Origin of the sequence: Stenotrophomonas terrae, from assembly GCF_001431465.1 — a bacterium.
Taxonomy (GTDB): domain Bacteria; phylum Pseudomonadota; class Gammaproteobacteria; order Xanthomonadales; family Xanthomonadaceae; genus Stenotrophomonas; species Stenotrophomonas terrae.
In genome coordinates this window covers 12,573-27,963 of the sequence record NZ_LDJJ01000056.1, presented here as the reverse complement: position 1 = coordinate 27,963, position 15,391 = coordinate 12,573, and the positions used below count along the sequence as shown (strand labels likewise).

Sequence of the window (15,391 nt, the reverse complement as noted above, 5' to 3'; positions counted from 1 at the left end):
CGTTTACGTATTCGACGATGGATTCCACGTAATTCCCCGGAAAGCTGAAAGGTAGCCAAAGCCCGGAATCCCGGGGCTGGCCGATTTTTCCACGATTAAGCCCGGTTGTGCAGGGCCACTACGCGGATTGCAGCCAAGTCCTGATATGGGCGAAGCAGCGCATGTCATGCAACTGCCCGTCCTTGAACACCGATTGGCGCTCGGTGCCCTCCTCGACGAATCCATTCTTCAACAGCACCCGCGCCGAGGCCGGGTTGCGGGCCATCACCTGGGCGGACAGCCGGGCCAGTTCCAGCGTATCCATCACCCACGGCACGTAGGCCCCGACCACGGCGGTCATGATGCCCTGCCCCCAGTGGCGCTGGCCCAGCCAATATCCCAGGGACGCACCGTAGCGGCGTTCAGCCAGGCCCTGGGTGACGCCGATGCCACCGCCGGCGCGGCCGTCGATGACCAGCGCAAACACCGGCGCGCGCAGGTCCAGCACCTGTCCGCCCAGAAACGCCTCGCCATCGGCGCGGGTATACGGGTAGGGAAAGCGCGTGCCCAGCCCCCGCGATACCGCCGCGTCGTTGGCGTGCTCGACCAGCGCGTCCAGGTCCCCGGCCTGCCAGGGACGCAGCTGGACGCGACCGCCGAGCAATGCCTCACGCATGGCCACCCACCGACGGTGTATCGGCTTCCAGCCGGTTCAATTCATTGGCCACGGTTTCCGGCGACTGCGTGTACGGCGCCAGCAGCGCATAGAACGCCGGCACCACGAACAGCGACAGGAAGGTGGACACGCTGACCCCGAAGATCACCACGATGCCGATGGTGGCGCGGCTGGCCGAACCGGGACCGCCGGCCACGACCAGCGGAATCGCGCCCACCACGGTGGCGATCGAAGTCATCAGGATCGGGCGCAGGCGCACCATCGACGACTCGACGATGGCCTGGTGCACGCTGCGGCCTTCGTCGCGCAGCTGGTTGGCGAACTCGACGATCAGGATGCCGTTCTTGGCCGCCAGGCCGACCAGCATGACGATGCCGATCTGGCTGAACAGGTTGAGCGTGCCGCCACTGAGGTACAGGCCGACAAACGCACCCAGCACACCCAACGGCACGGTCAGCATGATCACCAGCGGATGGATGAAGCTCTCAAACTGCGCGGCCAACACCAGGTAGACCACCAGCAAGGCCATGGCGAAGGTCAGCAGCACCGCGCCACCGGCGCTCTGGTACTCACGCGACTCACCCTTCCATTCAATCTGCGCGTACTCGGGCAGTTCCTCGGCCGCGACCTGCTTGGCCCAGGCAATGGCTTCACCCAGCGTGTGGCCGGGGGCGACATTGGCACTGATGGTGATCGAGCGCAGCCGGTTGAAACGATTGAGGCTGCCCGCCTCGGCCACTTCGCTGAGCGTGACCAGGTTGGACAGCGGCACCAGTTCGCCCGAACGCGCACGCACCTGGATTGCCGACAGGTCGGCCGGCGAGGCACGGCCTTCGCGACCGGCCTGCACCAGCACGTCATATTCCTCGCCGTTATCGACGAAGGTGGTGACGCGGCGCGAGCCCATCATGGTTTCCAGCGCGCGGCCAATGTCGGTGACCGAGATGCCGAGGTCGGCCGCACGCTGGCGGTCGATGTTGACGCGCATCTGCGGCCGGGTTTCCTTGTAATCCGAATCCGCGCCGACCAGGCCGGGATAGGCTTCCATGCGCTGCAGCAGGCGGTCACGCCACTGCGCGATCTCGGCATATTCCGGGCCACCGAGCACGATCTGGAACGGCTGGCCCATGCTGCGCACCAGGCCGCCGCCGACCATCGTGCGCACGCGTACGCCACTGAGGTCGTTGAGCTCCTTCTGCAGCTCGTTGGCGACATCGCTGGTGGCCTCGCTGCGGTCACGCCACGGCTGCAGGAACACACTGATACGGCCGGTATGCATTTCCTCGCTGTTGCCCCAGCCACCGGGCACGCGCGGGTTGGCACGGACGATGGGTTCATCGGCACCGACGAAGCGCGAGACGATCTTCTCGACCTGCTGCACCTGGTCCACGGTGTAGTCGTAGCCGGCACCTTCCGGGCCATCGATCATGATCTGGAACGAGCCGCGGTCTTCGGCCGGGGCAAGCTCGGAGGGAATCAGCTTGAACAGGCCCCAGCTGGCACCGAGCGCAGCCAACATCACCAGGCCGAACACCCAGCTGCGTTGCACGTGGCGGTCCAGCACCCGCCCATAGGCGGCCGACAGCCGTTCCAGCTGGCGGTTGATGAAACCATGCAGGCGGCTGACCTTCTGCTCGCTATGCGGCTTGAGCAGCTTGGACGCCATCATCGGCGTCAGCGTCAAGGCGACGAAAGCCGACAAGGCCACCGCTGCGGCCAAGGCCACCGCCAGCTCGCGGAACAAACGGCCGGTGTTGCCTTCCAGGAAACCCACCGGCAGGAACACCGCCACCAGCACCGCAGTCGTCGCGATGACCGCGAACGCCACCTGGGCGGTGCCGCGGCGTGCCGCAACCAAGGGGGGTTCGCCAAGATCGATGCGGCGTTGCACGTTTTCAACTACGACGATGGCGTCATCCACCACCAGACCAATACACAGTACCAGCGCCAACAGGGTGAACAGATTGATCGAGAAGCCAAACGCAAACAGCGCGATGAAGGCTGCCACCAGGCACACCGGCACCGTCACTGCCGGAATCAAGGCCGCGCGCAGGCTGCCAAGGAACAGCCAGATCACCACCAGCACCAGCAGCATCGCTTCCACCAGGGTGGCGTAAACGCGCTCCACCGCGGCCTCGATGAAGGTGGTGTTGTCGAAGGCGACAAAAATGTTGGTGCCCTTGGGCAGGGTCTGCGCAACCCGCTCGGCCTCGGCACGTGTATCGCGTGCCACGTCCAGCGCGTTGGCGGTGGAGGTCTTGACGATGCCCAGGCCGATGCCCGGCTCGCCATTGCTGCGGTAGTAGGCGCGGCGCTCGGACGAGGCCAGTTCAACCTTGGCCACATCGCCCAGCCGCACCACGTAGCCATCGGCGCCCTTGCCCAGCGGAATGCTGGCGAAATCCGCCGGCGCCACATAACTGCGCTCCACGCGCAAGGTGAAATCGCGGTCGGTCGACTCGATGCGGCCCGCCGGCAGTTCCACGTTCTCGTTGCGCAGCGCGGTCTCCACCTCGGTGACGGTCAGGCCGCGCGCGGCCAGCTGGTCGCGGTCCAGCCACACCCGCATGGCATAGCGCTGGCGGCCACCGATACGCACCTGGGCCACGCCGTCGATGCTGGAGAAACGGTCCACCACATAACGATCGGCGTAGTCGCTGAGCTCCAGCGTGTCCATCGTCGAGGAGGTCATGTTGAACCAGATGATCGGGTCGGCATCGCTCTCGACCTTGGCGATTTCCGGCGGCCGTGCCTCCTCGGGCATGCGGTCGGCAACGCGGCTGACCGCATCGCGCACGTCATTGGCGGCCGCTTCGATATCACGGTTGGCATTGAACTCGATGCTGACCGAGGCCCGGCCATTGGTACTGCGGGCATTGATGGTATCGATGCCTTCGATACCGGCCAGCGCATCTTCCAGCACCTGGGTGACGCGGCTTTCGATCACCGCCGCCGAGGCACCGGTGTAATCCACCGACACCGAGACGATGGGCGGATCAATGGCCGGCAGCTCGCGCAGGGTCAGGCGGTTGAACGACATCACGCCCAGCACCAGCAGCAACAGGCTCATCACCACGGCCAGCACCGGCCGCTTGATCGAAAGATCGGACAGCTTCATCCGGCGCTCGCCTTGTTGGCCGCTGTGCTTGCCTGCGCCGGTGCCGCCGTCTTGCCAGGCTTGTCGTCCTGGATGCGGATACCCGGCCGTAACTTGCCGGTACCGTCAACCACGATGCGCTCACCGGCCTTCAGGCCTTCGATGATTTCCACCACGCCCGCGCGACGGGTGCCGGTTTTGACATCGGCGCGCTCGACGCTGTCATCCGCTTTGACGCGGAATACGTAGGAATCGCGGCCCACCTGGACCACGGCGATCTCCGGTATCACCAGCGCGCTGCGCTCGGGGCGATACAGCCGCACATCCAGCAACATGCCCGGGCGCAGCGCATGGTCGGCGTTGTCGAAATCGGCGCGCACGGTGATCGCGCGGCTGCCCGGATCGACGCGGGCATCGATGGTGCTCACTTCACCTTCGAAGCTGCGCCCCGGGTAGGCGATGCTGCTGCCGCTGACCTTGTCGCCATTCTGCAGCGAGGATAGTTGCGCCTCCGGCACCTGGAAATCGACATGCATGCGCGAGATGTCGTCCAGGGTGGCGATGGCGGTGGTCGGGGTGACCAGCGAGCCCGGGCTGACCTGGCGGATACCCAATACGCCGGCGAATGGCGCACGCACCTGGCGGTCGGTGATATCCACGCGCATCTGCTGCACGCGGGCTTCGGCGGCATCACGGATCGACTGCTGGGTATCCAGGGTGGAATGCGCAACCAGCTGCTGCGCAGCCAGTTCACGCTGGCGCTTGTACAGGCGGTCCGCCTCGGAGAAGGTGGCCTGGGCCTGGGCCAGCGCGGCCTGCTGTGCCTGGCCACGCAGGGTCACCAGCGGCGCACCGGCGGCCACCTGCTGGCCGCTTTCGAAGTGCACCTTGTCGATGATCTCGCTGACCTTGGCGGTGACGATGATCGATTCGCGCGCCTTGGCGGTGCCGTTGGCCTGCAAGGAATCGCTCCAGGGCGCGGCTTCGACGATCTGGGTAGTAACCAGCACCGCGCCGGCAGCTTGCCGGGGCGCCTCGGCGTTCTTGCGGTTGCATCCGGCCAGCGCCAGCGCCAAGACAGTGCCACCGACAACGGTGACGGCAAATCGCGCGAACATACACAGTCCCATCTGATACACGATCAAGCAGTCTAGCGGTGCCAGATGACGCCCGGATGTGCCGTTAGGGGGGTACTGTGCGTTTTGTGGGGTGCCGGCTTGTTGTACGGGCGGCGGCGGGATTGCTCTTGGTTGCAGGAGCGGCGGTAGTGCCGAGCCATGCTCGGCAGGGGCCTTCACCGGTGATGCGCAACTCTTACCCCCGCCCCAACCCGTCCGGCCGAAGGCGCAGCCTTCGGTCGTTCATCAGGACGCGCGGCAATGGCGCGCAAGCAGGCAATCTTCCCCCTCCGCCTTCGGCGCAAGGGAGGGGCGAAGCTGCGATTGTCGATCAATCCGGAGCTGACAGCGCTGTAGCTTCGCGGCTTACGCCGCTCCCACAAACCGGGATCTGCAGCGCTCCTGCGAAGATCAGCGCAGCGCCCGCAGTACCTGCTCCACCATCTCCGGCACGCTGTCGGTGTCAGCGCGCAGGTGCAGCTCCGGGGTCTCCGGGGCTTCGTACGGCGAATCGATACCGGTGAAGTTGGGAATCTGCCCGGCACGGGCCTTGCGGTACAGGCCCTTCACATCGCGCGCTTCGGCAACAGCCAGCGGCACATCAACGAAGACTTCGATGAATTCACCGTCGTCGAAGCGCTCACGCGCCATCTGCCGCTCGGCGCGGAACGGCGAGATGAAGCTGACCAGCACCACCAGCCCGGCATCGGCCATCAAGCGCGCGACCTCGGCCACGCGGCGGATGTTTTCCACCCGGTCCTCGTCGGTGAAGCCCAGGTCACGGTTCAAACCGTGGCGGACGTTGTCACCATCCAGCAGGAAGGTATGCACGCCCTGCGCATGCAGGCGCTTCTCGACCTGGTTGGCGACAGTGGACTTGCCCGCGCCCGACAAACCGGTGAACCACAACACCTTGGGCTGCTGGCCCTTGATCCGTGCCCGTGCGGCCTTGTCCACGTCCAGATGCTGCCAATGCACGTTGCCTGCGCGGCGTAGGGCAAAATCCAGGGTGCCGGCGGCGACGGTGGCATTGGTCTGGCGGTCGATCAGGATGAAGCCGCCCAAGGCGCGGTTCTGCGCATACGGGGCAAACGCCACCGGCTCATCCAGCGACAGGTTGCAGTAGCCGACCTCGTTCAGTTCCAGGCGCTTCGCCGCCAGCCGCTCCTGCGTGTTCACATCGACGCGGTGCTTGATCTCGCTGATGTTGGCGGCCACGGTGCGGCTGCCAATTTGCAGCCAATACGGCCGGCCCGGCAGCAGCGCGGCATCGTCCATCCACAGCACATGGGCGGCAAACTGATCGGCCACTTCCGGCGGGTCGCCGGCGGCAGCGATCACATCGCCACGGCTGACATCGACCTCATCGTCCAGGGTCAGCGTCACTGCCTGCCCGGTCGAGGCCACGGCCAGCGGACCGTCCGGCCCCAGCACCTGCTTGACCGTGGAGCGACGCGCCGATGGCAGCACCACCACTTCATCACCGACGCGCACCTGGCCGGCGGCAATGGTGCCGGCGAAACCACGGAAATCCTGGTTCGGCCGATTGACCCACTGCACCGGCAGGCGCAGCCCGCTGGCGGCATCGTGCGCAGTCAGTTCGACCGTATCCAGATGCTCGATCAGACTGGGGCCGGTGTACCAAGGCATTGCCGACGAGCGCGTGGACAGGTTCTGCCCTTCCAGCGCCGACAACGGAATCGCCTGCACATTGGCGATACCCAACTGCGTCGCCAGCGCCTGGTAATCGGCAACGATGCGCTCGAATACGGCCTGGTCGTAATCGACCAGGTCCATCTTGTTCACCGCCAGCACCACCTGGCCGATGCCCAGCAGCGAAATGATGTAGCTGTGACGATGGGTCTGCGTGAGCAGACCCTTGCGCGCATCCACCAACACCACCGCCACATCGGCGGTCGACGCACCGGTGGCCATGTTGCGGGTGTACTGCTCATGCCCGGGGCAATCGGCAACGATGTATTTGCGGCGGTCGGTATCGAAGTAGCGGTAGGCCACGTCGATGGTGATGCCCTGCTCGCGCTCGGCGGCCAGACCGTCCAGCAGCAGCGCGTAATCGATGCGTTCGCCCTGGGTGCCGTGGCGACGGCTGTCTGCCTCCAGCGCGGACAACTGGTCATCGAACAGGCGCTTGCTTTCGTACAGCAGGCGCCCGATCAGGGTGCTCTTGCCGTCGTCGACGCTGCCGCAGGTGATGAAACGCAGCAGCGGCTTGGTTTCGTGGGTTTTGAGGTAGGCAGCGATGTCGGAAGAAGTAGTCACGGCGCTCATCAGAAATACCCCTCCAACTTCTTCTTCTCCATTGAGGCGGACTGGTCGTGGTCGATCAGCCGGCCCTGGCGCTCGGAGCTGGTGGAAACCAGCATCTCGGCAATGATCTTCTCCAGCGTGTCCGCTTCGGATTCAATCGCACCGGTCAGCGGATAGCAGCCCAGCGTGCGGAAGCGCACCTTGCGCAGCTGCGGCACCTCGCCCGGATGCAGCGGCAGGCGCTCATCGTCGACCATGATCAGGCTGCCGTCGCGCTCGACGACCGGCCGTTCGGCGGCAAGGTACAAGGGCACCACCGGGATCTTCTCGCGATAGATATAGAGCCAGATATCCAGCTCGGTCCAATTGGACAGCGGAAACACACGCACGCTCTCGCCCTGGTGGATGCGGGCGTTGTACAGGTTCCACAATTCAGGGCGCTGGTTCTTCGGGTCCCAGCGGTGGCGGTCGTTGCGGAACGAGAACACCCGCTCCTTGGCCCGCGACTTCTCTTCGTCACGGCGCGCACCACCGATGGCCGCATCGAACTTCCACTTGTCCAGCGCCTGCTTCAGGCCCTGGGTCTTCATCACATCGGTATGCACGCTGGGGCCGTGGCTGATCGGGCCAATGTCGCGGGCAATGCCGTCCGGGTTGATATGCACCCGCAGCTCGGTGCCGGTCTCGGCCACGCGGCGGTCACGGAAGGCAATCATCTCGCCGAACTTCCAGCGCGTGTCCACATGCAGCAACGGGATCGGAGGCACGCCCGGCGCAAACGCCTTCAGCAACAGGTGCAGCAGCACCGAGCTGTCCTTGCCCACCGAGTACATCAGCACCGGGTTGTCAAAGGCGGCGGCAACTTCGCGCAGGATATGGATGCTTTCCGCTTCCAGGCGGTCGAGGTGGGACAGGGGTACGGTGGCGGTCATTGCGTGCCGAAATAAGGAGGCGGGGCCCGAGGGCAAGGGTAGCAGTGAAGCCGGGCGAGACTCCGGACTGTCCGCCGAGTGTGGAGGGGCCATTGCACTGATTGAAATAAACGCAAGGCATGAAGCGATAACCGCTGCTCCTTTCCCCTGATGGCGGGCTGTACCTAGCATCGGTCATCCCTACCCAGACCGGAATGGAAATGACCGCCGCCGCCACCGTGCCACCCAGCCCCTTGCCTGAAGACCGCAGGGTCCTGCTGACGCGACTGGTCGACGGTCTGGATGGGAACAGCCTGTGGTGGCTGTCCGGCTTTGCGGCCGGGTTGGCGCAGGGAAATCCCCCCCCCTCCCTTGCCGTCATCCCCGGTGGCCAAGCCGCACAGCCAGCGCAGACCCGTTTGACCGTGGTCTACGGCAGCCAGACCGGCAACGCCCGCCGCGCCGCCGAGCAATTGGCCGCCGAGGCCGAAGCCGCCGGTCTGCCGGTGCGGGTCGTCCGCGCCGATGCCTACGGCACCCGTGAACTGGCCAACGAGCGCCTGCTGTATATCGTGATCAGCACCCAGGGCGAGGGCGATCCCCCGGACGACGCCATCGGCCTGGTCGAATTCATCGCCGGCAAGCGCGCCCCCAAGCTGCCGGAGCTGAAGTACGCCGTGCTCGGCCTGGGCGACTCCAGCTATGTGGAGTTCTGCGGCATCGCCCGCAAGCTGGACAGCCGCCTGGCCGAGCTGGGCGCTACCCGCCTGCAGGCAGTCGGCGAGGCCGATCTGGATATCGATACCGTGGTCACGCCCTGGCGCGCTCAGGCGCTGAGCAATGCGCGCACGGTGATCGGCGAAAACGTCACCGCCGCCCTGCCCAGCAATGTCACGCCGCTGCGCCATGCCGGCGCCTGGACCGCCCAGCATCCGTTCACCGCCGAGCTGCTGTCGCGCGAGGTCATCAGCGGCCGCGACTTCAAGGGGCCGGCGTATGCCCGCTACGGCATCGCCGCCAAGTCCGTGCAACACCTTGAGCTGTCGCTGGAAGGCAGCGGCCTGCACTACGAACCCGGCGATGCGCTGGGTATCGTGCACCGCAACCCGGCCGAGCTGGTCGAAGCGGTACTGGATGTCACCGGCCTTGATGGCGCGCTGCAGGTTGAACACGACGGCCACCAGCGCTCCCTGAGCCAGTGGCTGGGCGAGCACCGTGAACTGACCCGTATCTCACGCCCGCTGCTGGCCGCCGTGGCTGAGCGCAGCGCGCATCCGGAGCTGGCGCGGCTGCTGGATCCGGCGCAGAAGACCGAGCTGGCCGCTGTGTTCGACAACCACCAGCTGGTCGACGTGCTGCGCCGCTGGCCGGCCGAATGGAATGCGCAGGACCTGCTCGGTACGCTGCGCCCTGCCACCCAGCGGCTGTACTCGATCGCCTCCAGCCGCAAGCGGGTCGGCGAGGAAGTGCACCTCACCGTCGATGAACTGCGCTACCACGCCCACGGCAGCGAGCACGTCGGGGCAGCCAGCGGCTTCCTTACCGCCGTGGAAGAAGGCGCACAGCTACCGGTGTATGTGGAAGCCAACGAGCGCTTCCGGGTACCGGCCGACAGCAGCCGCGACATCATCATGATCGGGCCGGGTACCGGCGTCGCCCCATTCCGCGGCTTCGTGCAGGAACGCGCCGAGATCGGCGCGACCGGCCGCAACTGGCTGTTCTTCGGCGCACGCCATTTCAACACCGATTTCCTCTACCAGACCGAATGGCAGGATGCGCTGCGGCGCAAGGAACTGCATCGCCTGGACCTCGCCTTCTCCCGCGACCAGGCCGACAAGATCTACGTGCAACAACGCCTGCGCACGCGCGGCCGCGATCTGTACGACTGGCTGCAGAACGGCGCACACCTGTATGTGTGCGGCGCCATCGCCATGGGCAAGGACGTGCATGCAGCGCTGCTGGATGTACTGCGCGAACACGGCGGGCTGGATGAGGACGACGCCCGCGACTATCTGACACGACTGCACACGGAGGGGCGCTATGGACGGGATGTGTACTAGGCGTTGTTGGTGATGGCCCTGCGGGCTGACACCGCAGTGGCCTCGCGGCTTACGCCGCTCCTACGACCTCCGACTTCAGATAGCGAATGCAATGAGCACCCACTCCGTTGAAAACATCAAGGCCGACAGCAACCGCCTGCGCGGCTCCCTGCTGGAAAGCCTGGCCGACCCCGTCACCGGCGCCCTGCGCGAAGACGACCAGACCCTGATCAAGTACCACGGCAGCTACCAGCAGGACGACCGCGACGTACGCGACGAGCGCCGCCGGCAGAAGCTCGAACCGGCCTACCAGTTCATGATCCGCACTCGCACCCCCGGCGGCGTGATCAGCCCGCAGCAGTGGCTCAAGCTCGACGCCATCGCCACCCGCTTCGGCAACCATTCGCTACGCATCACCACCCGCCAGGCCTTCCAGTTCCATGGCGTGATCAAGCGCGAACTGAAGGCCACGATGCAGGCCATCAATGCCGCCCTGATCGACACCCTGGCTGCCTGCGGCGACGTCAACCGCAATGTGCTGGTCGCGGCCAACCCGCTGCTGTCCAGCGCGCATGCCACGCTATATGCCGATGCCGCGCGCACCTCCGAGCACCTGCTGCCCAACACCCGCGCCTACTACGAAATCTGGCTGGATGAAGAGCGCGTGGCCGGCAGTGGTGCCGAGGAAGAACCGATCTACGGCGAGCGCTACCTGCCGCGCAAGTTCAAGATCGGCTTTGCCTTGCCGCCGCTCAATGACGTGGACGTCTATGCCAATGACCTGGGTTTCATCGGCGTGCTCGATGCTGCCGGCGAACTGCTCGGCTATGACGTGACGATCGGCGGCGGCATGGGCGCCACCCATGGCGATGCCGAAACCTACCCGCGCATTGCCAACAGCGTCGGCTTCATTGCACGCGACGCGCTGCTGGATGTGGCCACCGCAGTGGTCACCACCCAGCGCGACCTGGGCAACCGCGAGCTGCGCAAGCGCGCCCGCTTCAAGTACACCATCGACGACCATGGCCTGGACACGGTGGTTGCCGAGATCGAACGTCGCGCCGGCATCCGTTTCGCGCCTGCACGCGCGGCTGCCTTTGCCCACAACGGCGACCGCTACGGCTGGGTCGAGGGCGACGATGGCCGCTGGCACCTGACCCTGTCACTGCAGGCCGGCCGCATCGCCGACCTGCCCGGCGCGCCGCACCTCACCGCCCTGCGCGAGATCGCCCGCATCCTTGAAGGCGAGTTCCGCATGACCGGCAACCAGAACCTGGTCATCGCCGGCGTGCCCGCCGCACAGCGCGCGCAGATCGATGCCATCGTGCAGGGCGCAGGCCTGGACGTGGGCAACCGCGCACCGACCGCACTGGCCCGCGCGGCCATGGCCTGCGTGGCGCTGCCGACCTGCGGGCTGGCGATGGCCGAGGCCGAGCGTTACCTGCCCGAGTTCAGCGCCAAGCTGCAGCCGCTGCTGGAGCAGCACGGCCTGGCTGAAGCGCCGATCCTGCTGCGCATCTCCGGCTGCCCGAATGGCTGCTCGCGTCCGTATCTAGGCGAGATCGCCCTGGTCGGCAAGGCACCGGGCCGCTACAACCTGATGCTTGGCGCCGACCATCGCGGCCAGCGCTTGAACACGCTGTACCGCGAAAACATCGCTGAGCCGGACATCCTGGCTGCACTGGAACCGCTGTTCGCCCGTTACGCAGGCGAGCGCGATGCCGACGAAGGCTTCGGTGACTTCCTGCACCGCAGCGGCATCGTAGCCCTGCCGCCCTACCCCACCCACCGCCAGATTTCCGTGGAACTGCAAGCATGAGCGCCCTGCCCAAGACATCGAACACCGCCCCGGCCACCCTGCCGGAGGACCTGGGCCCGCTCAATACGCTGCTCGAATCCATGGATGCGCAGCAGCGCGTGGCATGGGCGCTGGAAAACGCCCCCGGCGCGCACGTGCTGTCATCGAGCTTTGGCGCACAGTCGGCAGTAACCCTGCACCTGCTCAGCAGCCAGCGCCCCGACATTCCGGTGATCCTGGTCGATACCGGCTATCTGTTCCCGGAAACCTACCGCTTCGCCGACGAGCTGACCGACCGGCTCAAGCTCAACCTCAAGGTGTACCGCCCGCAGGTCAGCCGCGCATGGATGGAAGCCCGTCATGGCCGCCTGTGGGAACAGGGCGTGGTCGGCATCGAGCAGTACAACAACCTGCGCAAGGTCGAACCGATGAAGCGCGCCCTCGACGACCTGCAGGTAGGCACCTGGTTCACCGGCCTGCGCCGCAGCCAGTCCGCCAGCCGCGCCAATACACCGGTGCTGCAGCGGCGCGGCGAACGCTACAAGGTCAACCCGATTGCCGACTGGAACGACCGCGACGTGTGGAACTACCTGCAGCAGCATCAGCTGCCCTATCACCCGCTATGGGAGCAGGGTTACGTATCGATCGGCGACTTCCACACCACCCGCCGCTGGGAACCGGGCATGCGCGAGGAAGACACCCGCTTCTTCGGCCTGAAACGCGAATGCGGCCTGCACGAAGAGATTTGAGCAAGCGCTGCGGAACCCGCCGGCTTGTGTGGGAGCGGCGTGAGCCGCGAAGCTGACCATCCAGATCGAATTGCACGCACGACTGGATGCAGCAATGGCTTCGCGGCTCACGCCGCTCCCACAACAGCACTACGGCAATCTCGACGCCCGCCTCACCGAGGCGGGCGTCGTTGCCTCAATACCGGTAATCCAGCTTCAACCAGAACGTGCGCCCCGGCTCATTGATGCGGACCGGATCGGCAGGAAAACCAAAATCCGCACTACCGGCCAGATTCAGATGCTCGGCGTAGGCACGATCAAACAGATTGTCCACGCCCACGCTGGCGCGCAGCCCATCATTGATCCGATACGCGCCATTGAGTGACAACGTGGCAAAACCCGCACTCGGCCCCAGATCACGCGCCACCACGTTGCCCTCATCCTGCGCCACCCGGCTTTGCCGGCTGACCACGCGCAACAAGGCGGCGGCAGACCAACGCGCCTGCTCATAGGCCGCAGAGAAACGCCCTTCCAACGGCGGAATCTGCGGCAGCGGACGGTTCTCGCTGCGGTTCTCGCCCCACGCGTAAGCCAGGGTGCTGCCAAGCTTCCACGCCTGCGCCGGACGCCACTCCAGGCCGGCCTCGGCCCCGGCAATGCGCGCATCAACATTGCGCGCCTGGGTGCTGCTGCCCATCATGCCGCCGCTGCGGTACTGGAACAGGATGTAATCCTGCAGCCGCCCGGCATACGCCGATACCCAGGCATCGAGCTTTTCACTGCGGAACTGCATGCCCAGATCGAGCTGGGTGGTTTTCTCCGGCTTGACCCCGGTGAAGGCATTGACGCTGCCAGCCGGGCCCGCATTGGCCGAGAACAACTCCCAGTAGTCGGGCATGCGCTCGCTGTGACCGACACCGGCATACCAGGTCCAGGCCTGGCCATGATCCCGCTCGTAGCGCAGGAAGCCACTGCCAAGATTCTCCTTGCGCTTCTGCCCGGCGGTGGGATTGGGCATGTTCATCATGCCGGTGGTGGCACGCCTGTCCTTGGCCTGCGCCTTGTCCACACGCAGCCCCCCTATCCAACGCTGCGCGGTGCCTTCACCCAGGGTCAGCTCGCTGAAAAGCCCCTGGCTGCTGAAGTCGGCATCTCGCTTCCAGGGCGATTGCCGCCAGGTGTTGCGTCCCATGCCGTTACGGCTGCGGTGGCGGCTGTCCTGCGCGTCCACACCGGCAACGATGGCCACATCCTGCCAACGCCATTCACTGCTGACGCGGCCGCCGGTGGTGCGCCGCTCCACGTTCGAGGCCATCGGCATGCTGCTGGCCGGGTTGGGCGTGCGCAGCGTGTAGTTGTCCATCAGGTGATCGGCGTTGTTGTAGTACAGATTGGCCTGCAGCTTGTCCCATGCACCGGGCAGGTTGTCGCGCTCGAAACGCAGCCCGTAGCTGTCACGCTTGAACGCGGCGCCATCCATGCCGCGGCCGGCATAACGGGCGATGGCGTCGCCGCGGCCGGCGCTGAGCTCAAGCACCGTATCCGCGTCCGGCGTCCAGCCAATGGCGGCATCGGCATTCCACTTGCGCCAACGCGAGGGCACCACATCGCCATTGCCGTCGCGGTAGTCGTCGGACTCGGAGCGGTTGCCATTGACCCGCACATAGCCCGGCGTGCTGCCAAAGCTGGCGTCCAGCATCTGGTCGTTGCGGTTGTTGGAACCACCCAGCGCGCTGGCTTTCAGCTCCATGCCGGGGCTGTCGAAGCGCGGTGTCTCGCGCTCGAAACGCACCGTACCGGCAGACGCACCCGGCCCCCAACGCACGCTCTGCGGGCCCTTGATGACGGTCAAACGGTCGTAGGTCTCCGGTGCGATATACGACAGCGGGTTGTCCATCCGCGCCGGGCAAGCACCGATGAGATTGCCGTCATTGCTGAGGATGTTCAGTCGAGAGCCGGACAGGCCACGCAGCACCGGATCACCATTGGTGCCGCCGTTGCGGATGGCCGAGAAGCCGGGCACGGTTTTCAGATAATCGGCGCCGTCACTGGCCGGCACCGGTTGCCGTGGCACGCGTGGATCGGTCACCCATTGCAGCGGCGAGGACGGCGCTGCGGCGGTGACCACCAGGGTATCCAGGGTTCTGGTCAGATCACGCTCGGCGGCGTGCGCCAGCTGCGGAAACAAGGCGATACAGACACAGACAGACAGGCATGCCGGTGCACCCGGCATACGGGAAAGGGATTTCATGCAGTTCTCCAATACGACACGACCACGCGCTGCCCAGAGCTGCGCGCGGCAAACAAGAAAGGTGACGTTAGCTGGAGAGAGCTGGCGGCCCGCGCGGCGGATGCGCCGGCCAGCGCAGGCTGGCAGGGCGATGGGTTTTACGCGGTGATTGTGGGGCAAGCCGATACAGCAGCGGTGCCAGCACCAGCATCACCGCCAGCCATGGCAATAGACGCGAGGCCATGGTGCAGTAGTCGCAGGCCTCGCCGTGGGCGGCGTGCGGATCGGCCTGCGCGGGCGCCGACTTTTCGCCGGCCGCTACTGCCTCATGCCCTGCGTGCGACGTGTGTTGCATGCCGTGATGACCCGGATGCCCTTCCACCGGCATCTGCATCGCGATCTCGTGCGCAGCATGATCCATTCCCTGGTTCGGCAGCTGCTGCGATTGCAGCCAGCGACTGACCACCGGCGCCACCGCCATCAGCAAGGCAGCGGCAAAGGCCAGCAGAAGCACGAAGGATTGGAAGCGAAGCGAACGCATGACCCG

The 15,391-nt window shown here is 65.9% G+C and carries 10 protein-coding genes; 3 read left to right on the top strand and 7 right to left on the bottom strand.

Annotated elements, in window-relative coordinates:
• Nucleotides 1-118 precede the first annotated feature (118 nt).
• From ABB27_RS15705 to cysD, 5 genes are all read right to left on the bottom strand, one after another.
• Nucleotides 119-655 (bottom strand): GNAT family N-acetyltransferase, encoded by a 537-nt coding sequence (locus tag ABB27_RS15705; protein WP_057629770.1) that lies wholly within the window; start codon nt 653-655, stop codon nt 119-121.
• Nucleotides 648-3,773, bottom strand: coding sequence for an efflux RND transporter permease subunit (locus tag ABB27_RS15700; RefSeq protein ID WP_057629729.1), 3,126 nt, complete (start codon nt 3,771-3,773; stop codon nt 648-650). The genes ABB27_RS15705 and ABB27_RS15700 overlap by 8 nt, the downstream gene beginning before the upstream one ends.
• Entirely contained in the window at nt 3,770-4,870 is a 1,101-nt protein-coding gene (locus tag ABB27_RS15695) for an efflux RND transporter periplasmic adaptor subunit (RefSeq protein WP_057629728.1), read from the bottom strand. Before ABB27_RS15695 ends, ABB27_RS15700 begins: the two co-directional genes overlap by 4 nt.
• Before the next feature lie 411 nt (nt 4,871-5,281).
• Nucleotides 5,282-7,150, bottom strand: a complete 1,869-nt coding sequence (cysN, locus tag ABB27_RS15690) for a sulfate adenylyltransferase subunit CysN (RefSeq protein ID WP_338061725.1) — start codon at nt 7,148-7,150, stop codon at nt 5,282-5,284.
• A gap of 8 nt (nt 7,151-7,158) precedes the next feature.
• Nucleotides 7,159-8,070: a sulfate adenylyltransferase subunit CysD gene (cysD, locus tag ABB27_RS15685; protein ID WP_057629726.1), complete on the bottom strand. Its 912-nt coding sequence runs from the start codon at nt 8,068-8,070 to the stop codon at nt 7,159-7,161.
• A gap of 200 nt (nt 8,071-8,270) precedes the next feature.
• Here cysD and ABB27_RS15680 point away from each other — a divergent pair, with 200 nt between their 5' ends.
• The 3 genes from ABB27_RS15680 to ABB27_RS15670 all read left to right on the top strand — a co-directional run bounded on the left by ABB27_RS15680 (nt 8,271) and on the right by ABB27_RS15670 (nt 12,635).
• A complete protein-coding gene (locus ABB27_RS15680; RefSeq protein WP_057629725.1) occupies nt 8,271-10,109 on the top strand; it encodes an assimilatory sulfite reductase (NADPH) flavoprotein subunit in 1,839 nt (612 codons plus the stop codon).
• A gap of 91 nt (nt 10,110-10,200) precedes the next feature.
• Nucleotides 10,201-11,907, top strand: coding sequence for an assimilatory sulfite reductase (NADPH) hemoprotein subunit (gene cysI / locus ABB27_RS15675; protein ID WP_057629724.1), 1,707 nt, complete (start codon nt 10,201-10,203; stop codon nt 11,905-11,907).
• The gene (locus ABB27_RS15670) at nt 11,904-12,635 is read left to right on the top strand and encodes a phosphoadenylyl-sulfate reductase (RefSeq protein WP_057629723.1); all 732 of its coding nucleotides are present in this window, start codon (nt 11,904-11,906) and stop codon (nt 12,633-12,635) included. The genes cysI and ABB27_RS15670 overlap by 4 nt, the downstream gene beginning before the upstream one ends.
• Nucleotides 12,636-12,810: 175 nt before the next feature.
• Here ABB27_RS15670 and ABB27_RS15665 read toward each other — a convergent pair whose 3' ends face one another.
• Both ABB27_RS15665 and ABB27_RS15660 read right to left on the bottom strand, forming a co-directional pair.
• Entirely contained in the window at nt 12,811-14,865 is a 2,055-nt protein-coding gene (locus tag ABB27_RS15665; protein ID WP_057629722.1) for a TonB-dependent copper receptor, read from the bottom strand.
• Nucleotides 14,866-14,932: 67 nt separating this feature from the next.
• On the bottom strand, nt 14,933-15,385 hold the full coding sequence (locus tag ABB27_RS15660) for a DUF2946 family protein (RefSeq protein ID WP_083491347.1): 453 nt from the start codon (nt 15,383-15,385) through the stop codon (nt 14,933-14,935).
• Between the last annotated feature and the right edge of the window lie 6 nt (nt 15,386-15,391).